The organism is Pelagimonas sp. (assembly GCF_050633425.1).
Classification (GTDB): Bacteria; Pseudomonadota; Alphaproteobacteria; order Rhodobacterales; family Rhodobacteraceae; genus Pelagimonas.
In genome coordinates this window covers 299,214-318,492 of record NZ_JBOEGM010000004.1, presented here as the reverse complement: position 1 = coordinate 318,492, position 19,279 = coordinate 299,214, and the positions used below count along the sequence as shown (strand labels likewise).

General features: G+C 55.7%; 15 protein-coding genes. 12 read left to right on the top strand and 3 right to left on the bottom strand.

What is annotated here, in order from left to right; translation table 11 throughout:
* Window positions 1–26: 26 nt before the first annotated feature.
* Window positions 27–2,195 (top strand): response regulator, encoded by a 2,169-nt coding sequence (locus tag ACRBB0_RS03460; protein ID WP_431373002.1) that lies wholly within the window; start codon window positions 27–29, stop codon window positions 2,193–2,195.
* Here ACRBB0_RS03460 and ahcY read toward each other — a convergent pair.
* Entirely contained in the window at window positions 2,192–3,583 is a 1,392-nt protein-coding gene (gene ahcY, locus ACRBB0_RS03455; RefSeq protein WP_431373001.1) for an adenosylhomocysteinase, read from the bottom strand. The two genes, ACRBB0_RS03460 and ahcY, sit on opposite strands and share 4 nt — an antisense overlap.
* 451 nt (window positions 3,584–4,034) lie before the next feature.
* Here ahcY and ACRBB0_RS03450 point away from each other — a divergent pair, with 451 nt between their 5' ends.
* The 4 genes from ACRBB0_RS03450 to ACRBB0_RS03435 all read left to right on the top strand — a co-directional run bounded on the left by ACRBB0_RS03450 (window position 4,035) and on the right by ACRBB0_RS03435 (window position 6,454).
* On the top strand, window positions 4,035–4,634 hold the full coding sequence (locus ACRBB0_RS03450; protein ID WP_431373000.1) for a hypothetical protein: 600 nt from the start codon (window positions 4,035–4,037) through the stop codon (window positions 4,632–4,634).
* A complete protein-coding gene (locus tag ACRBB0_RS03445) occupies window positions 4,631–5,134 on the top strand; it encodes an N-acetyltransferase family protein (protein WP_431372999.1) in 504 nt (167 codons plus the stop codon). Before ACRBB0_RS03450 ends, ACRBB0_RS03445 begins: the two co-directional genes overlap by 4 nt.
* A gap of 105 nt (window positions 5,135–5,239) precedes the next feature.
* Window positions 5,240–5,953 carry a hypothetical protein gene (locus ACRBB0_RS03440; RefSeq protein ID WP_431372998.1) on the top strand — a complete coding sequence of 238 codons (714 nt, stop codon included), beginning with the start codon at window positions 5,240–5,242 and terminating at the stop codon, window positions 5,951–5,953.
* Between the two features lie 39 nt (window positions 5,954–5,992).
* Window positions 5,993–6,454 (top strand): GNAT family N-acetyltransferase, encoded by a 462-nt coding sequence (locus tag ACRBB0_RS03435; protein ID WP_431372997.1) that lies wholly within the window; start codon window positions 5,993–5,995, stop codon window positions 6,452–6,454.
* Here the strand turns inward: ACRBB0_RS03435 and ACRBB0_RS03430 are convergent.
* Together ACRBB0_RS03430 and ACRBB0_RS03425 are read right to left on the bottom strand one after the other, a co-directional pair.
* Window positions 6,451–7,005 carry an ActR/PrrA/RegA family redox response regulator transcription factor gene (locus ACRBB0_RS03430; RefSeq protein ID WP_431372996.1) on the bottom strand — a complete coding sequence of 185 codons (555 nt, stop codon included), beginning with the start codon at window positions 7,003–7,005 and terminating at the stop codon, window positions 6,451–6,453. The two genes, ACRBB0_RS03435 and ACRBB0_RS03430, sit on opposite strands and share 4 nt — an antisense overlap.
* Window positions 7,006–7,085: 80 nt before the next feature.
* A complete protein-coding gene (locus ACRBB0_RS03425) occupies window positions 7,086–7,712 on the bottom strand; it encodes an SCO family protein (protein WP_431372995.1) in 627 nt (208 codons plus the stop codon).
* A gap of 75 nt (window positions 7,713–7,787) precedes the next feature.
* Here ACRBB0_RS03425 and regB point away from each other — a divergent pair, with 75 nt between their 5' ends.
* The 7 genes from regB (at window position 7,788) to addA (ending at window position 19,259) form a co-directional block, all read left to right on the top strand.
* Complete coding sequence (regB, locus tag ACRBB0_RS03420) at window positions 7,788–9,185, top strand: sensor histidine kinase RegB (protein WP_431372994.1); 1,398 nt, start codon at window positions 7,788–7,790, stop codon at window positions 9,183–9,185.
* A 103-nt stretch (window positions 9,186–9,288) separates the two neighbouring features.
* On the top strand, window positions 9,289–10,803 hold the full coding sequence (locus ACRBB0_RS03415; RefSeq protein WP_431372993.1) for a PAS-domain containing protein: 1,515 nt from the start codon (window positions 9,289–9,291) through the stop codon (window positions 10,801–10,803).
* Window positions 10,804–10,843: 40 nt separating this feature from the next.
* On the top strand, window positions 10,844–11,317 hold the full coding sequence (tsaE, locus tag ACRBB0_RS03410) for a tRNA (adenosine(37)-N6)-threonylcarbamoyltransferase complex ATPase subunit type 1 TsaE (RefSeq protein WP_431372992.1): 474 nt from the start codon (window positions 10,844–10,846) through the stop codon (window positions 11,315–11,317).
* On the top strand, window positions 11,314–12,285 hold the full coding sequence (locus ACRBB0_RS03405) for an aminoglycoside phosphotransferase family protein (RefSeq protein WP_431372991.1): 972 nt from the start codon (window positions 11,314–11,316) through the stop codon (window positions 12,283–12,285). Before tsaE ends, ACRBB0_RS03405 begins: the two co-directional genes overlap by 4 nt.
* Window positions 12,270–12,941, top strand: coding sequence for a nucleotidyltransferase family protein (locus ACRBB0_RS03400; RefSeq protein WP_431372990.1), 672 nt, complete (start codon window positions 12,270–12,272; stop codon window positions 12,939–12,941). Before ACRBB0_RS03405 ends, ACRBB0_RS03400 begins: the two co-directional genes overlap by 16 nt.
* Window positions 12,934–15,858 carry a double-strand break repair protein AddB gene (gene addB / locus ACRBB0_RS03395; RefSeq protein WP_431372989.1) on the top strand — a complete coding sequence of 975 codons (2,925 nt, stop codon included), beginning with the start codon at window positions 12,934–12,936 and terminating at the stop codon, window positions 15,856–15,858. The genes ACRBB0_RS03400 and addB overlap by 8 nt, the downstream gene beginning before the upstream one ends.
* Window positions 15,855–19,259, top strand: a complete 3,405-nt coding sequence (gene addA, locus ACRBB0_RS03390; RefSeq protein ID WP_431372988.1) for a double-strand break repair helicase AddA — start codon at window positions 15,855–15,857, stop codon at window positions 19,257–19,259. Before addB ends, addA begins: the two co-directional genes overlap by 4 nt.
* Window positions 19,260–19,279 lie beyond the last annotated feature (20 nt).

Genomic DNA, 19,279 nt, shown 5'->3' with positions numbered 1-19,279 from the left:
GCCTTTGGCTGGGAAGTCGGGCAAGTTTGTCCATTGCAAAGGGTGAGATGACGGCTCGGGCCCAGCAATCCGCAGAAATGTGGTTTCGGTTTTTATCTATCGAAGAAGATAAGCTTCAGTCCTGGATCAATGGCACCCCCCTTTCCGCCGCGGACCAAACCAGGTTTGCAAGTTATCGGAACTCGTCCGACGTTTTTCGGTTCAAAATTTACAACACGCATGGTCATCTGGTTCTGGAATCAGGGGATGGCGAAGTCGCGCCGCATTTGCATCATGATCACGACGGCACCAATGCGCACCTCAATCATGTTCTGGCGACCGGTGAACCCTCGACCGAAATATGTGATGGACAACATGATATTAACGCCCCCGATCACTACGCAGAGGCCTACATTCCTATTGTATTGGACGGTCAGCTCATCGGTGTTTTCGAAGCCTACCTTGATGTCAGCGAGGCCGCGACAGACGTGCGGTCGCTGTTCGCCGCACTGATACTCACCGTTGGTTTGTTGATCATTGCCGCAATGGTTATTCCATTTGGCTTCGTCCTAACGCTTTGGTTCCGCATGAGAAACATGGTCGTACATTTGAACAAGGAACGCCGCCGCGCCGAAACCGCAGAACAGGCCAAATCGGCTTTCTTAACTCAGATGAGCCATGAACTTCGGACCCCGATGAACGGCATTATTGGGATGTTTGACCTGTTGGAGCGTTCAGATTTGAGCCCTGAACAAAGCTCGATTGTGGGAACAATCTCCCAAAGCTCCAATGCTCTTGTGCGCATCATTAATGACGTTCTTGATTTCTCCAAAATCGACTCGGGCAAAATGGAACTGATCACTGCGCCGTTCAATTTGCGTGAACTCTGCGAAGATGTTGCCGCCATTTGTGCGCCGGAACTCTCCGCCAAATCAATTGAGATAACGATTGATAGTGACATGCCAGATACCCTTTGTTTTGAAGGGGATGCCGCGCGTATTCGGCAATGTCTGCTCAACGTCGTGGGGAACGCTGCCAAATTCACGATGGTCGGGCATGTCAACATGACCCTGGGCCGAACTGACAACGGTGACGTTTCCATCTGCGTGTCCGATACCGGCGTCGGTTTGGCCGAAGATCAACTGGATCGGGTTTTCGAAGCCTTTGCGCAAATTGACAATGGGGTCACCCGGCAATTCGACGGTGTCGGCCTTGGGCTAACGATTACAATCGAACTGATCAAACTTATGAACGGAAGCCTGTCCGTGGTGTCTGACCTTGGGAAGGGGTCTGAATTCGAAATCTGCCTGCCACTCAAGGCACTTGAATGTTCGCGTGACAGTAAAGAATTCTGGGCCGAATCTCACAGCGCCTTGACCGGCAAACAGGTTTTGGTTGTCGCTGACAGGCCAAGCTTGAACCGATCCTTGTGCAAGACTTTGCAGCGGTTGGGGGCTGTGCCCGTCTCCTGCTCAGGCGGTAAGGATGCTGTTCAAAGGCTGAAAACATTACGTGACCAAGGGATAAAACCGGATGCCTGTCTCCTGGACAGTGAATTGCAAGATGCACAGTGCGAGGCATTGATAAAAACCCTGGGCCCGGAATCGGATTTCCCGTGCATTTACATGCAACATGCCGCCCAGTGCCTGTCTGCCAGCGACATTAAAGATCGGGGCTTCGCTGGATCTGTTCGAAAACCTGTGAACCTAAGGGAATTTACGACAATTCTCAGGAGGGTGATCCATCCGAAAACCGCAATTTCGATTGAGCAGAAACCCAATGTCAATCACAACGATCCCGACTTGTCAGACATTCAAATTTTGTTGGCAGAAGACAATTTGACCAATCAACTGATCGTCCAAAAACTTCTCAAAACCACCGGTGTAAAGATCAACCTGGCCAACAACGGTCTAGAAGCCGTTGAGATGTTTGAAAGCTTGCACCCCGATCTCGTTTTGATGGACATTGCCATGCCAGAAATGAACGGGCACGAGGCGACGCAAATCATTCGAAGAATTGAAGAAAACCAGAGCGCGGGCAATACGCCGATCTTAGCGTTGACAGCAAATGCAATGCCGGAAGATCGCAAAGCCTGCCACGCCTCGGGTATGAACGGTTTTCTGGCAAAACCAGTGAAAAGGGCCAAACTGATCGACACAATTGTCTCTCACCTTGGCCCTGAAGAGACGGGCAAGACGCCCGCCCCAAATGCTTAGTAGCGGTAATGTTCAGGCTTGAACGGGCCTTCTGGCTTGACGCCGATGTAAGCCGCTTGCTCGTCTGAGAGCGTTGTCAGCTTGACGCCGATACGGCCCAAATGCAGGCGTGCGACCTTCTCGTCCAAATGCTTTGGCAGGATGAAAACACCGGGCTGGTATTCATCGCCATTTGTCCAAAGCTCCATCTGCGCCAACACCTGATTGGTAAAGCTGGCGGACATCACAAAGGATGGATGGCCTGTCGCATTCCCAAGGTTGAGCAAACGCCCCTCGGACAGCAGGATGATCTTGTTGCCAGACGGCATTTCGATCATGTCGACCTGATCTTTGATGTTGGTCCACTTGTGGTTCTTGAGCGAGGCAACCTGAATTTCGTTGTCGAAATGACCAATGTTGCCGACGATCGCCATGTTCTTCATCTCGCGCATATGCTCGATGCGGATGACGTCTTTGTTGCCGGTTGTTGTGATGAAGACATCGGCGCTGTCGACCACATCTTCGAGCAGAACAACCTCAAACCCATCCATCGCGGCCTGCAAGGCGCAAATCGGATCGGCCTCGGTCACTTTGACACGCGCGCCGGCACCCGACAGAGACGCAGCAGAGCCTTTGCCAACATCGCCATAGCCGCAAACAACGGCCACTTTGCCGGCCATCATCGTGTCAGTGGCGCGGCGAATACCGTCGACCAGCGATTCTTTACAGCCGTATTTGTTGTCGAATTTCGACTTGGTCACGCTGTCGTTTACGTTGATTGCCGGGAAGGGCAGCTGACCGTTTTTCGCAAGGTCATAGAGGCGGTGCACACCTGTGGTGGTTTCTTCCGACACACCGAGGATCGCTTCGCGCGTTTTGGTGAACCAGCCTGGGGTCGCCGCCATCCGCTTTTTGATCTGCTTAAAGATCACTTCCTCTTCTTCGGATGTCGGGACTTCGATCAAGTCGACCTCACCGGCTTCGACCCGTGCGCCAAGCAACACATACAGCGTCGCGTCGCCGCCATCGTCCAGGATCAGGTTGGCACCCTCAGGGAACATGAACGATTTATCCAAATAATCCCAATGCTCTTCAAGGCTTTGCCCCTTGATTGCAAAGACCGGAACGCCTGCCTCGGCAATCGCAGCCGCGGCATGGTCCTGTGTCGAAAAGATATTGCACGACGCCCAGCGCACATCGGCACCCAAGGCGACAAGCGTTTCAATCAACACTGCGGTTTGGATGGTCATGTGCAATGAGCCAACAATCCGCGATCCGCTCAGCGGCTTGGCTTCGCCAAATTCATCGCGCAGAGCCATCAGGCCCGGCATTTCGGTTTCGGCAATGTCGAGCTCTTTGCGGCCGAACTCAGCCAGCGAAATGTCTTTGACAATGTAATCTGCGGCCATGCGCCTATCTCCGGTTGATTGGTCGGTTGGCGACGGACCTATCATTCCCAAGACCCGCAAGCAACGCGGATAAACTTGCAAAGCGAGCTATTCACACTTCTGTCATAAAGGCTAATTCTCGGCTTACAAAATCAGAAACCTGGCGTGGAATGCCCTCTTCGGTTTGACCAGGTTTGACCTCAAAACGCCTGGTTCCGTGCGGGGCCATTGCGGTCGTCCCAAAAATCAAGGGCCGACTTTATCAGACGCTTGAACATGACATGCGCCTTTTCTATTGCTTTGGTAAAGAAGAGGGCACGCCGGGAGAAGACCGTGTCCCCCTCGGTTCAGTTATGGGACCAGATCGGCCATAAACCCAAATGCGTGTCGTCTCGTGTTGGTTGGCGGCATGTGATCCCAAAGGTTTAGGCTAGGCGGCAATGTCGCAGCACGACAAGATGAGGGTGGCGAAATGGCAACAAAGCAAACGCGGGCATGGCAACGCATGTTATCTGGTCGTCGACTGGATCTCTTGGATCCGACCCCGGTTGACATCGAGATCGAAGATATTGCCCATGGCCTTGCGTTTGTCGCGCGCTGGAACGGGCAAACAAAAGGTGATTTTGCCTATTCCGTCGCCGAACATTCGCTGTTGGTCGAAGAGCTTTTTGGCCGTATTCACCCCAAAGCCACGCCCGCAGAACGGCTCACCGCGCTGCTTCACGATGCGCCCGAATATGTGATTGGCGACATGATCTCACCCGTCAAAGCCGCCGTTGGCCCCGATTACGAAGAGCTCGACAAACGCCTGACCGCCGCCATTCACATTCGGTTTGGCCTGCGTTCGGCGACCCCGGTTCGGTTGAAAAAACTGATCAAAAACGCCGATCGGATCAGCGCATGGATGGAGGCGGTTGAAATCGCCGGGTTCACCCGCGAAGAAGCGGACAAACTGTTTGGTGCCCCCAACCTCGACATCATCGCCGATCTGCATATTCGTCTCCGCCCCCCGGTCGAAGCCCGCCAGGATTTCACCGCGCGCCATGACGCTCTGCTTAGGCAAATGCCATGATAACCGTTCGAAGGGCCGGGGTCTTAGACACCCGCCAGATGGCTGAATTATTGAATGAAATCATTGCCCAAGGCGGGACGACCGCTTTGACGGAACACGTCACAGCCAAAGACATTCAGGATTGGATGGCCACCCATTCCGAGGTCTCGGCGTGGCATGTCGCCGAGGATGACAAAGGCGACATTTTGGGGTTTCAGCTTATCACACCCCAAGATGACTTACCCGCCCAAGCCGTTGATATCGCCACCTTTGCCAAGGTTGGCAAAGTCAAAATGGGCATCGGATCCAAGCTCTTCGAAAAAACCAAAGCGGCCGCGCATCAGCTTGGCTATGCGTGGATCAATGCCAATATCCGGGCCGACAACCATGGTGGCCTCGCCTATTATCAAAGCCGTGGATTTGAAGATTACGGCACCAAAAAGGGTGTGGCCTTGGCGGATGGGCAATCGGTCGACAAGATTCTCAAACGCTATGTTTTGCAATCAGCGTTAAAAGGTTAATTTTCCTCCCATTGGAAACAAATTCTCCACAATCTCGCCCCAATTGACGGACATAAACACGGCAACAAGGGAATTTCCCCTGCCTCTCACCATTGGAGACCGCCTGTGTTTCGCCTGAAATCAGCCTTTGCCGCCCTACTTGTTTTGACAATTGCCGGTTGCGCCCAGACCAAAACGCCATTTGCGTCGTCTATGAACCGCGATGTTCTACCTGCGGTTCAATCTGATCAGGAACGCCTGTTAACCAATCAAGCGCATGCCTTGGATCGCATGTCCAAGGATTTGGTGCGCAAAACCACGTTCAAGGGCGCCGCAATTGGTGCCGTTGCGGGCTGCGGTTTGGCGGTCGTTGGCGGCTCCAAAGCGAAATGCGCTCAGGCCGCTTTGGTTGGTGGTGTTTTGGGTGGCGTTGCGGGCAACGCCGCTGGCAAGGCCCAGGTGAATCGACGTGTTGAGCTCGTCGAACTGAACCGTATTTTGCCAAGCCTGCGCAAAACCAACGACCAGATGGAAGTTGTCGCGGGTGGCGTGTCCAACCTAATGGCAAAACAAGATGCCGAGATCGCTCAGCTTAAGGCAGACCTGACACATGGTGCCACGACTCAGGCCGCATATGATGCGCGCCTATCGGAAATCCGCACCGTTCGGAGCGAATTGGCCCAAGCCCTGACGCTGAGTGCCGGACAGGCACGACAAGCAAAAGAAGCGTTGGTTGCCGCCCAGTCGCAAGGCCAAACCGGTATTGATTGGTACATCGCCGAGACCAACAAGCTGGAAGAAGAAGCCGTATCGGCTCGGGCTCAGATCTCTTTGCTCTAATCGACTTGCCTCTCGGCTTGTACGTATTAGTTTCACGCCATGACAATCGTTTTTCAAACCGCGAACGCTGGCCATGCCCTTGGTATGAGCCAGCTTTTACATGCTATTTTGCAGCGATGGGATAGTCCAAGACCCTATTCCGTTGACCACATTTTGGCCCATTATATCGAACACCGTGACAGTCTGATGTGCACAGTCGCACTCGATCAGGAGAGAGTCGTCGGGTTTCAATCCCTTCGTTTGGCTGTGGAAAACAACGAATATGGGGTCACACCGGGATGGGGCATCATTGGGTCATATGTCGCCGAAGGCATGGGCGGCCGTGGGATCGGGCGAGGCCTGTTTCAACAAACACTGACCGCTGCCAAGGCCGCGAAAATCCCGGCGATAGACGCAACCATCGCCGATAGGAATGACGAAGGCCAAGCCTATTACGGAGCAATGGGGTTCCAAGTCTACCAAACCCGGCCCGGTGCGATCTGTCGTAAATTTACGCTTTAACGCGGGCTGCGTTTTGCCAAAATGCGCTGCAATGTCCGACGATGCATGTTCAACCGACGCGCTGTTTCCGACACGTTGCGATCACACAGTTCATAGACCCGTTGAATATGCTCCCAACGCACGCGATCCGCGCTCATCGGGTTTTCTGGCGGTGGCGGCAAGTCATCGCCCTTGGCCAGCAAAGCATTCATGATGTCAGTGGCATCGGCAGGTTTGGAAAGATAATCTGTCGCACCGATTTTGACCGCAGCAACCGCCGTGGCAATCGCGCCATATCCTGTCAAAACCACGACACGGCTGTCGGGGCGTTTTTCGCGCAGCACTTCGACAACATCCAGACCATTGCCATCCTCAAGTCGTAAATCGACGACTGCATAGGCCGGGGGGCGGGCTGTGGCGACGGCGGAACCGGCTGCAACGGATCCAGCCGTCTCAACCTCAAATCCGCGCTTTTCCATTGCTTTGGCCAATCGCCGCAAAAAGGGTTCGTCATCATCCACAAGTAGCAGAGATCTATCGTCGCCGAGTTCCTCGATGCTGCGTTCTGCCAAATGCTTATCCTCCCCGGACGTAATCCCGCCAATAACACCAAGTATTATATGCGCAATCTGGCATGGTCAAACCCGGTTTGTCACTTTGCTGCCGCTTGGGCAAAACAGGCGACCTGATCTGCCATCTGTTCCGGGGTGGTTTCGCGGCGGAAGAATTCGACAAATCCGACCTCCGGCAACACCAGATATGTAAAGGTCGAATGGTCCACCAGATAATATTCATCCTCGGCGGGCTGCGCTTTGTAATAGGTGCGGTACGCCTTGGACGCCGCTTTGACTTGCTCGGGTGTTCCCGTCAGGCCAATCATCTTTTCGTGGTTGTTGAAAGCAAAATCACCCACCGCTTCCGGTGTATCACGTTCCGGGTCGATTGAGATAAAGATCGGTGTTGCGCTGATCCCCCGCTCAGCGAGAAGATCAACGGCTTCTGAATTGCGCGCCGTGTCGAACGGGCAAACGTCAGGGCAAAACGTATAGCCGAAATAGACCAACGACGGTTCTGTGATCACGTCTGTATCGGTGACTGTGTCGCCCTTGGCGTTAACCAAAGTGAACGGCCCGCCGATTGTGGCCCCGCCGCCAGCAACGGCACCGGTTCGGCACTGCTCAAACGGATCATCAGAAGAGTCGCCCAATGTCATGTAGGCTGTCACCCCGATCAATGCGACAACGGCAACAGAGGCGGATATGGCGGCCAGACGCGACATGGCTCTCTCCCTTTCAATCAAGCTTGGGCACAGGTAACACTTGGATCACCCCATGCAAGAGGGGAAAGGACGCACATGACACAAAGTGAACTCGGCCTGATCAGCGAAGACCAACGCAGCAATTGGATTCGGCTGCGGACGATGATCTTGCTGCGATGGGTTGCGATTGTCGGACAGATCACCGCGATCACCGTGGCGCAGAGGATGTACAATCTGCAGCTTGAATTGGGGCTGTGCTATCTGGCGATTGGCGTTTCGATTGTTGGCAATCTGATCGCGATCTTTGTTTTCCCAGAAAACAAACGCCTGAGCGAGACTGAAAACTTCCTCATGGTCATGTTTGACCTGCTGCAACTTTGTTTCTTGCTCTATTTGACGGGCGGGTTAAACAACCCGTTTTCATTGCTGGTTTTGGGCCCTGTCACTGTGTCTGCATCGGTTTTGACGCTCCGCTCAACACTCATTTTGGGATCGACAGCGCTGATTTTTGTGACGCTCATGGCCAATTTCCACCTGCCCTTGCGGACAGAAGATGGGTTTATTCTGCGGATTCCTGATATCTTTGTCTTTGGCCAATGGATCGCGATCTGCATTGCGCTGTTGTTTATCTCTTTGTATTCGCGGAGAATTACGCTTGAAATGCACTCCATGTCTGATGCCTTGGCCGCGACGCAAATGGCGCTTTCTCGTGCTCAAAAGCTCAATGATCTCGGCGGGGTTGTCGCCGCGGCTGCGCATGAGTTGGGCACCCCCCTGGCCACAATTAAATTGACCTCCTCCGAGTTGGTGGATGAGCTTGAGGACAAACCAGAGCTGAGGGAAGATGCGGAATTAATCCGCGAACAGGCCGACCGCTGCCGGGATATCCTTCGATCCATGGGGCGCGCGGGCAAAGATGATCTGCATATGCGCCAAGCTCCGCTAATCGAAGTCATTCGCGAAGCGGCTGAGCCACATCAAGACCGCGGCAAAGAAATATTAATCGAAGATGGCCCCGGTCCAGGGGGTGAAAACGCCCAACCCCAGATACTTAGACGCCCGGAAATCATCCATGGGTTGCGCAATCTGATCCAGAACGCGGTTGATTTTGCCCGCACCTCTGTCTGGGTCGAAGCGCTTTGGACCGAGGATGTCATCTCCATTCGAATATTCGATGATGGGCGCGGTTTTCCCCCGCATTTGATCGGACGAATTGGCGATCCGTTTGTGCGTCGCAGACGGGGTGACTCTGAGAAAAAGGCGCGCCCGGAGTATGAGGGTATGGGTTTGGGGCTATTTATCGCCAAAACGCTCTTAGAAAGAACCGGGGCCGAGCTCAGCTTTGCCAATGCCTCTGATCCCTATCAATCTGACCGCAACACAGGCGATCGAAAGGGCGCAATTGTCGAGGTTGTATGGCCGCGCGCCCTCATTGTTCCGCCCCCAACGCTTCAAGGCGTCGGTGTTGGAGAAAACCAACCGTTCAAAGCTTGACTCAACCACAGATTGCGTGCTACATTCTGGCTCGCGCTTAACCCACTGTTAACCAGTGTTGATTAACTAGGTTGAGTTAATAGTTTTTGAAAGGCAGGAGAACGTGAACGAAGTTGTGGCAATAGGTGTCGGGATCGGCGCAGGATTGGCCGTGTTGGCAGGATTTGCCATTCTGTCATGGTACAAGTTCAAGCCCAAAACGACACCCACGTTCGGACTTATCACTCCTCAAATCGCGATCCTTTTCAAAGAAAATGTTGTCATCGACAGCACCGAGAGCGCATCTGATATCCTTGAGCAGACCCAGCTAAAAGGCACATCTTGGACAGAGATCAAGGAAGCTTTGTCTGATCAATTCCCCGATCTCCCCGACGTTATTCCAGCTGGCGTGTCGAACTTCATCGCCGAGAATGACACCGAAACAACATTAACCTTAACCAAAAACAAAGACGTCGCTCGGCTTGAGGTCCATAGCAAACCGTTGTCCTCTGAAAAGGCGTTCGAATACCGACGAAAAGACGCCAGAAATCAAAAGCTTGAAGCCGCCATTGAAACATCGCCCAATCCAATTTGGGAGATGGATCAAAAGGGCGAAGTGGTTTGGCATAACCCTGCTTACGCGCAAATTTGCACCGACACCGGCAACACTGTTGGCCGCGATTGCCCATTTGAACTTGCCCCCCCGACGACTAACAGCCCGCGCTCTTCGCGGGTGAGCCTGCCTTGTGGCGACGGCAGCCGCCGGTGGTACGAAGTCAGTTCGCGACCTTACAATTTTGGCTGGATGCATTTTGCCTGCAGTATCGACAATCTTGTCGAAGCGGAAATGGCCCAGCGCAATTTCGTCCAGACACTGACAAAGACCTTTGCGCATTTGCCCATTGGCCTTGCGGTTTTTGATCGTGAGCGACGCTTGGTTTTGTTCAATCCCGCGCTTGTTGACCTCACCCATTTGCCGGTGGATTTCCTAAGCTCCAAGCCAAATCTTCTTAGTTTCTTTGACCACATGCGCGAAAATCGCATGATGCCCGAGCCCAAGAATTACTCAACTTGGAAAGAGAAATTAACCAACGTCGTCTCCGCCGCGCGCGAAGATCGTTATTGCGAAACCTGGACCCTGCCATCGGGCCTGACCTATAAAATCACCGGACGACCGCATCCTGACGGGGCCGTCGCGTTTTTGATCGAAGACATCAGTGCCGAAATTTCGCTGACCCGACGATTCCGGTCTGAACTCGAGCTTACTCAATCCGTAATTGATTGTTTTGAAGACTCTGTCGCCGTTTTCTCGCGGCTTGGTGTGTTAACCTTTAGCAACTCCGCCTATCGGACACAGTGGAAATGCGACCCCGACAGCGCCTTTGCTGAGGTCACCATTGTGGATGCCACCAAGGATTGGCAGGCCGCCTGTACCCCCAGCCCGATTTGGTCTGAATTGCGGGATTTTGTGCTGACGTTGAGGGATCGCAGCGCCTGGACCGTTGATCTGACCTTAACCAATGGCGAAGCAATTCAGTGCCACGTTGAACCCGTCGCCGCCGGGGCAACCATGGTTAAATTCTCAAGCCACCAGCAGGCCATCCCCGCTCAAAATATTTCCCAGCTCGCCAACAGCTGATCTCCCTTGCAGCGAGGTGTGGGCACGGTATCTTCGCGCCATGACCACGCATCACATCCGCAGCACGCTTTCTTCTCCTGACGCCACGGCCAAAACCGCCCAGTCCATGGCTGAGCACCTCAAGCCGGGCGATGTTCTTTTGCTCGAAGGCGGGATCGGCGCGGGCAAAACCCATTTCGCTCGCAGTCTGATCCAATCGCTTCAGGATGTGCCCGAAGATGTCCCCTCTCCGACCTTCACTCTCGTCCAGGTTTACGACACGCCAAAAGGCGAAGTCTGGCACACCGATTTGTACCGTATTGGCTCGGCTGACGACTGTGTGGAACTTGGGTTAACCGACGCATTTGAAAGCGCGATTTGCTTGGTCGAATGGCCTGACAAGCTTGCCGACCTTACACCGCCAAACGCCTTACACCTCCATCTGATCGACAGCCACCAAGACGATCGGCGCGACCTCATCTACACATGGTCGGATCCGCGTTGGACCGATGTGGTCAATGGACTGACGTCATGACCGCCTTTTTGGACCAGGCCGGTTGGGGGCAAGCCACTCAAACTCCATTGGCCGGCGATGCCTCATCACGGCGCTATAAAAGGCTCACTCAAAACGGTGACTCTGCGATTTTGATGGAAGATCCAGACGGCGATGTCGCGCTGTTTGCAAGGCTGTCAAATCACCTGCTTGATCTGGGCCTTAGCGCTCCTAAAATCTATGCCCAAGCGCCGGGGTTATTGCTGATTGAAGACCTTGGCGATGGCCTCATCGCCCGGTTATCCACCGCACCGCAGCAGGAAAAACCGCTCTATCTTGCGGCCGTTGATGCGCTGGTAGAACTGCACCAACATCCCGCCCCGGCAGATATTCCGACCGCCTCACCGGACGTTCTGGCGCAGATGATCGATGTCGCGTTTGATTGCTATGCGAATGGCGCTGGCTGCAAAGAATCCGATGCGAAAGACGCAACTATTCAAACCTTTACGCCGATTCTGGAGAGCTATGCGCCCGCCCAGAACATCATGATTTTACGCGATTATCACGCCGAAAACATCCTTTGGCTCCCCAATCGCGACGGCCCCGCCCGCGCGGGCCTTCTTGATTTTCAGGATGCCCTTGTCGGCCATCCGGCCTATGATCTCGTGTCGTTAATCCAAGATGCCCGCCGTGACGTCAGCCCAGCCACATCCGAGGCCTGTATCGCCCATTACCTGCAGCACGCGTCCGTCGAGGAAACCGCCTTTCGCACCTCGCTTTTCGTGCTGGGCGCCCAGCGTAACTTGCGCATCCTCGGCGTCTTTGCCCGTCTGGCGGCAACCCGTGGAAAACCGCAATATATCGACATGATCCCGCGCGTTTGGCACCATTTGCAAACCGATCTGCAGCACCCTGTTCTGGCCCCGATCAAATCGATCCTAGACAGCGCCCTTCCCGCGCCCAGCGCCGACATTCTTCAAAGGTTAAAAACCCCATGCCCAACTCAGTAATGCTGTTTGCCGCAGGGTTTGGCACCCGCATGGGTCCGTTAACCAAATCCCGCCCCAAGCCTCTCATCCCGGTTGCGGGAAAACCCCTGCTCGAACACGCCTTGATCCAAGCCGAAAACGTGCCGACCCGCGTCGTCAACGCCCATTATCACGCCGATCAAATCGAAACCTACGCCCAAGGCAAATCTCTTGATGTCTCTCTCGAACATCCCGACGTTCTCGATACTGGCGGCGGCCTCAAAAATGCGCTTCCCCGGCTTGGCACCAGGCCTGTTTTCACTCTCAACACCGATGCAGTTTGGGCTGGTCCCAACGGGTTGGAGCTGCTCAAATCCGCTTGGAACCCCGATGAAATGGACGCGCTTTTGCTCTGTGTTCCGCTTCAAAATGCCATCGGTCGCAAGGGCGGTGGGGATTTTACGCTCGACCCCCAAGGTCGGCTGCACCGCAAAGGTGATCTTGTGTACACCGGTGCCCAAATCATCAAAACCGGTGGTCTCGCTCATATCCAGGAAACCGTCTTTTCTCTCAATGTTCTCTGGAACCAAATGGCAGCAGACAAGCGCTTGTTCGGGTTAACTTATCCTGGAAAATGGTGCGATGTTGGCCACCCAGACGGCATCACTTTGGCCGAGGAGATGTTGGCGCGTGTTTAATGGTTCTGGCCCCCGTTTGTTCGCCCTCCCACCGGGTGTTGATTTTGCGCAATCGCTGGTCTTGGGGCTGCAACAGCGCGCGACCTCTCAGCTCGATCTCGCGCAGACTGAATTATATGTCAGTACAGAACGCATGGCCCGTCGGTTGCGCAGTATTTTTGACACCGGATCGGCAAGCCTCCTTCCGCAAATCCGGCTGGTCACCGATCTTGCTGACCCGCTGACCAAGGCACAGCTCCCCCGCCCAGAGCCAGGCCTGCGTCGCCGTCTCGAACTCACGGGGCTGGTTTCAAAACTGCTGGATTCCCAGCCCGATCTCGCCCCCCGAAGCGCACTTTTTGATCTCGCCGACAGCCTTTCGAGCTTGATGGAAGAGATGCAGGGCGAGGGCGTGCCGCCTGATGCCATCGCCAATCTTGATGTCAGCGATCAATCCGGCCATTGGCAACGTGCGTTAAGCTTTCTTAACATCGTCCAACACTATTTCGACGCCGAAGGCACCCCTGACAAACCCGCCTTCAATCGCCTCGCGATGCAAATGCGGATCGCACAGTGGCAAGACGCCCCGCCACAACACCCTATAATTGTCGCAGGCTCGACCGGGTCGCGCGGCACCACGGCGGAATTCATGCGCGCCGTGTCGCGCTTGCCTCAGGGCGCGGTGATCCTCCCCGGCTTCGATTTCGACATGCCTGCCGCGGTGTGGGACCGTCTCGATGAACCCCTGTCAGGCGAAGATCATCCGCAGTTCCGGTTTGCAAAGCTGATGCATCAGCTTGATCTTACCCCCGACGATGTCGCGCTTTGGGAGCAAACGCCGCCGCCCGATTCCGCACGCAACCATTTGATTTCACTCGCGTTACGCCCTGCTCCAGTGACCCACCAATGGATGAGCGAAGGCCCCAATCTACCTGATCTATGTGGCGCAACAGACGCCATCACCTTGGTCGAAGCCCCTGCCCTGCGCGACGAAGCCATCGCTATTGCCCTGCGCCTGCGACAAGCCGCAGAAGACGGGACCACCGCCGCGCTGATCACGCCGGATCGCATGCTCAGCCGTCAAGTGACCTCGACTTTGGACCGCTGGGGTATTCTCCCCGATGACAGTGCCGGCGTCCCTGCGCAACTCACCCCGCCGGGCCGGTTTTTACGCCATGTGGCGGCGTTGTTTTCCAGCCCGCTCAGCGCCGAAGCCTTGCTGACTCTCCTGAAACATCCTCTGACCCATACAGGGGATGGTCGCGGCCAGCATTTGCAAAACACCCGCAATCTCGAACTGCATATCCGCAAAAAGGGGTGGCCCTTTCCGCGCGCTGAATTGATCCTCGCATGGGGGGCGTCCGTGGATCAAACCCCGTGGGCGACATGGGTGGCCAATCAGTTTTGCGACCGTCAGACATCGGGCAAACGCGCCCTCTCCAATTGGGTGGATGATCATATTGCGCTTGCTGAAGGCCTCGCTGCTGGGTCGCAGGCCGACGGAACCGGGACGCTCTGGCAGGAAAATGCCGGGCGCAAACTGACCGAAGTTGTCCAGGAACTGCGCGCCGAGGCCCCCTATGGCACCGATATGGATGCGCGCGATTACAACGATCTCTTCGGCGCGATTGTTGCCAAGGCCGAGGTACGCGACCGCGACAAGCCACATCCCCACATCTTGATCTGGGGCACGCTTGAGGCCCGCGTGATGGGGGCCGATCTGCTCATCCTTGCCGGATTGAACGAAGGTAGCTGGCCGGAATTGCCTGGGTCTGACCCGTGGCTTAACCGCAAAATGAGGGCCGATGCGGGTCTATTGCTGCCCGAACGGCGCATTGGGTTGTCGGCGCATGACTTCCAACAGGCCGCCGCCGCCAAAGAGGTCTGGCTGACCCGGTCGGTCAAATCGGATGAGGCCGAAACCGTGCCTTCGCGCTGGATCAACCGTTTGACCAACTTGATGACCGGCCTACCGGACCGCAATGGGCCCGACGCGCTCAAGGCGATGCGCGCACGCGGCGTTCATTGGCTGGCATTGGCGCAAGTCGCCGAAACGCCTCTGCCAAGCCCGCCTGCCACCCGCCCGTCGCCCGCCCCGCCCATCGAAGCCCGCCCGCGCCAGCTTTCTGTTACGGAAATCAAGCGCTTGGTCCGGGATCCCTATGCGATCTACGCCCGCCACAGCTTGCGATTACGCGCCCTCGATCCGCTTATGCGTGCACCCGACGCCTTGATGCGCGGCATCCTTTTACATGAAGTTTTGGAGCAATTCGTCAAAACCGGCACCAGTGACCCGTCGCTCATGACGCCCGAGGCCCTAAACGCCAAAGCCCAAGAGCTGATCGGCAACCCCGACGAGGTGCCATTTCCAACCATTCGCCAGTTATGGCTGTCGCGCATGGCGCAAATCGCCGATTGGTTTGTGGAAACCGAACACGACCGCCAATCCACCGCCCGCCCTGCCAGATACGAAGTACGTGGCAAGGCCGAGATCGCCGATCTTGGGTTCACGCTCAAAGGCACTGCCGACCGGATCGACATCGACGACCGGGGCGGCGCGCATATTTACGATTATAAAACCGGAGCGGCCCCAACGCCCAAAGAACAAGAGCATTTCGACAAACAACTGTTGCTTGAGGCGATGATGTTGGTCAAAGGCGGCTTTGACGGTCTCGACCCCCGTTTTGTCGAACGCGCGACCTTCATTTCGCTCAAACCCGGCGCCCCAAAGGAAGTCTCGGCCCCATCCGAAGATCTCAACACCGACAAGGTTTGGGAAGAATTCTCACAGCTGATCCGCACCTATCTGGATGCTGAAAAAGGCTTTACCGCCCGGCGCGCCCTGATGAAAGACACCGACATTGCCGATTACGATCACCTGTCGCGATTTGGCGAATGGGACGTCACAGATGAGCCAACGAACGAGGTGCTGACATGATCCGCGATCTTGCCACACAGCGTCAGGTCGACGCCGCCCATCCCGGCAATTCCACTTGGCTCGCCGCCAATGCGGGCTCTGGTAAAACCCGCGTTTTGACCGATCGGGTGGCGCGGCTCTTGCTGGATGGGGTCTTGCCTGAGCATATTTTGTGCCTGACCTATACCAAAGCCGCTGCGACCGAAATGCAGAACCGTTTGTTCAAACGGCTTGGTGGGTGGGCCATGCTCAATGACGAAAAATTGCGTCACGAATTGAACAACTTAGGTGTCGAAACGACCCTTTCAGACGACTTTCTACGCGATGCCCGCACGCTCTTTGCCCGCGCGATTGAAACCCCCGGCGGGTTGCGGATTCAAACCATTCATTCCTTTTGCGCCTCACTTTTGCGTCGCTTCCCGCTCGAAGCCCGCGTCAGCCCGCAGTTCAAGGAAATGGAAGACCGGTCCGCCGAATTGCTCCGTGCCGAAATCTTGGATCGCATGTCAGATGGCCCTCAGGCGCATTTGGTTCAGGGGATTGTGCCGTTTATTTCGGGTGATGATACCGAAACGCTGACCGCTGAACTCTGCCGTCACCGCGAAGCATTTTCAGGTGCGTGCAGCCCGGAAAACATTCGCACCGCCTATGATCTCCCGCCTGACCTGACAGTCGATGCTCTGCTCTCAAGCGTCTTTCTCGGAAACGAGATGGAGCTGCTGGCGACCGTCATCTCGGCCCTCATGCCCACCGGCGGCAACAACGAAAAAGCCGCGATCAAGCTGGCGGCCATAACCGAAACGGGCCTTGGTGCCCTAAAGGTTTTGGAAACAACCCTGCTCACCGGTGCCTCCGCCAAGGCCCCCTTCACCGCAAAAATAGGCAGTTTTCCGACCAAAGCCGTCCGCGAAGGCGTGCTGCTCCCACGTATGGATCAGCTCGAAGATTTGATGCGCCGTGTCGAGGATGCCCGCGACAAACGTCTTGCTCTTGCCGCCGCCCAGCGCGACATCGCTTTGCATAATTTCGCTCAAAGCTTCCTCCCCGCTTACGAGGCTGAAAAGACCCGGCGCGGCTGGCTTGATTTCGACGATCTCATCACCCGCGCTCGTGATTTGCTCTCGGATCCTGCGGTGGCGGCCTGGGTTCTTTATCGTCTCGATGGCGGCATTGATCATATCCTCGTCGACGAGGCCCAAGACACCAGCCCGGTGCAATGGCAGGTCATCGAACGCCTCGCCCAGGAATTCACCAGCGGCGAAGGTGCCCGCACCGATGTGCGCCGCACCATTTTTGTGGTTGGGGACAAAAAGCAGTCGATCTATTCCTTCCAAGGGGCTGATCCCTCTGAATTTGACCGCATGCGCGACGATTTTAAACAGCGCCTTCTTGCCACCGATGCCCCGCTGCAATCTATGATCCTGGAACATAGTTTTCGCTCGGCCGAACCGATTTTACGGCTGGCTGACAATACCTTTGATGGAGCGATTCCGTCTGGCTTTACCCCTGATCAAAAACACGTTGCGTTCAAAGATCGGATGCCGGGCCGTGTTGATCTCTGGCCGCTGGTCGAAGAGATCAAAGAAGACCCCGATGGCGCGTGGTTTGAGCCGCTCGACCGTATCGGAAGCACCCATCACTCGGTGATTTTGGCCAAACGCATCGCCCATTTTATTCGCACCACCATCGAAGCCGAAACCCCTTTGCCAATCGAAAAGGGCTTTAGTGGCGATTACGAAGCGCGCCCTGTTCATGCCGGTGATTTTCTGATCCTCGTGCGTGGGCGCTCCCGTTTGTTCAAGGAAATCATCCGCGCCTGTAAACAAGAAGGCCTGCCCATTGCCGGGTCTGATCGGCTCAAGGTCATGTCCGAACTGGCGGTGCGCGATATTTTGGCCTTGCTCAACTACCTTGCCACGCCCGAAGACGACCTTGCCCTTGCCACGGCTCTACGCTCGCCTTTGTTTGGGTTTTCCGAGCAACAGCTCTTTGATCTTGCCCATCGGCGCGGGCAAAAATATCTCTGGGAAAGCCTGCGCGATCGGCGCGATGAATTCCCCGACACCATGGCCATTCTCGATGACATGCGCGGCCAAACCGACTTTTTGCGCCCCTATGATTTGATAGATCGAATCCTGACCCGCCATATTGGCCGCCGCCGTCTGATCGGCCGCCTTGGTCCCGAGGCCGAAGACGGTGTCAACGCTCTGTTAGGTCAGGCCCTAAGCTATGAGCAATCCGCCGTTCCGTCCTTAACCGGGTTCTTGCAATGGGCGCAGAGCGACAATCTTGAGATCAAGCGCGCGCCAGACAGCGCCGGTGAAACCCTGCGTGTGATGACGGTCCATGGGTCCAAAGGGCTTGAGGCCCCGATTGTTATCCTCCCCGACTGCGCCGCGCCCCGCCGTGATCTGCGCGATGCGGTTTTGACCGATGAACACGGGGCGTTGTGGAAGCAAAGCGCCGCTGACCGCCCCGCCCGACACCGCGATGCCATCGAAGCGCGTCAGGAAAAGGAGCGCCAGGAGCGTGACCGGTTGCTCTATGTCGGTCTGACCCGAGCCGAAAAATGGCTGGTCGTCGCGGCCTCCGGTGATTTGGGCAAAGGCGAAGACGTTTGGTACAAACAGGTGCAACGCGGGATGGAGGCCTCTGGCGCGGTTGATGTCGACTATCAGTTTGGCGACTATGGTGGCGGCACAGGCCGGCAAATCGGCACAACAGATTGGTCCGATCTGACCCTGACCCGCAGCGAAAAACCGGTCATCTCCAAGCCAGATTTACCAGCGGTTTTTGACAGGCCAGCGCCCGCCGTCACAACGGATGAGGAAACCCGCTCACCCTCTGATCTTGGCGGTGCCAAGGCCCTTCCCGGTGCCCGCGGAGACACCGAAGAGATCGCCAAAACCCGCGGCACCATTTTGCATTTCCTACTCGAACATCTGGCACCATTGCCTGCCGAGCTGCGTGACGCGCAGGGAAAACTGCTGTTGGAGCAGCAGGGCAATCTCTACCAAACAAGCGGTGTTTCGGACATATTGCCCTCAATCTTGTCCGAGGCGCTCTCGGTCCTCAGCTCCCCGAATCTATCGCACTTCTTTGCATCCGGGACCTTGGCCGAGGTTCCGATCTCTGCTGAAATTCCTGGCATTGGGCGAATCCACGGGATCATCGACAGGCTGCTTGTGCGTGATAAAAAAGTCATCGCTGTCGATTTTAAATCCAACCGAATAGTGCCCGAAACCCCAGGCCAAACACCCGAAGGGTTGCTGCGCCAAATGGGCGCCTATGCCGCTGCTTTGACCGAGATTTTCCCAGATCATGAGGTGGAAACCGGGTTGCTTTGGACCGCCTCAAACCACTACATGCCGCTACCCCACGATCTCGTGACACAAGCACTTGGTCGCACTTCCACACCTTGACGTCGGCCCCGACCCTACCT

Bases quoted from the DNA above. Each gene is read 5' to 3' on its own strand.
- addA (WP_431372988.1), top strand. From the start codon at position 15,855: ATGATCCGCGATCTTGCCACACAGCGTCAGGTCGACGCCGCCCATCCC.
- ahcY (WP_431373001.1), bottom strand. From the start codon at position 3,583: ATGGCCGCAGATTACATTGTCAAAGACATTTCGCTGGCTGAGTTCGGC.
- ACRBB0_RS03445 (WP_431372999.1), top strand. From the start codon at position 4,631: ATGATAACCGTTCGAAGGGCCGGGGTCTTAGACACCCGCCAGATGGCT.
- ACRBB0_RS03425 (WP_431372995.1), bottom strand. From the start codon at position 7,712: ATGTCGCGTCTGGCCGCCATATCCGCCTCTGTTGCCGTTGTCGCATTG.
- tsaE (WP_431372992.1), top strand. From the start codon at position 10,844: ATGACCACGCATCACATCCGCAGCACGCTTTCTTCTCCTGACGCCACG.
- regB (WP_431372994.1), top strand. From the start codon at position 7,788: ATGACACAAAGTGAACTCGGCCTGATCAGCGAAGACCAACGCAGCAAT.
- ACRBB0_RS03450 (WP_431373000.1), top strand. From the start codon at position 4,035: ATGGCAACAAAGCAAACGCGGGCATGGCAACGCATGTTATCTGGTCGT.
- ACRBB0_RS03400 (WP_431372990.1), top strand. From the start codon at position 12,270: ATGCCCAACTCAGTAATGCTGTTTGCCGCAGGGTTTGGCACCCGCATG.
- ACRBB0_RS03405 (WP_431372991.1), top strand. From the start codon at position 11,314: ATGACCGCCTTTTTGGACCAGGCCGGTTGGGGGCAAGCCACTCAAACT.
- ACRBB0_RS03435 (WP_431372997.1), top strand. From the start codon at position 5,993: ATGACAATCGTTTTTCAAACCGCGAACGCTGGCCATGCCCTTGGTATG.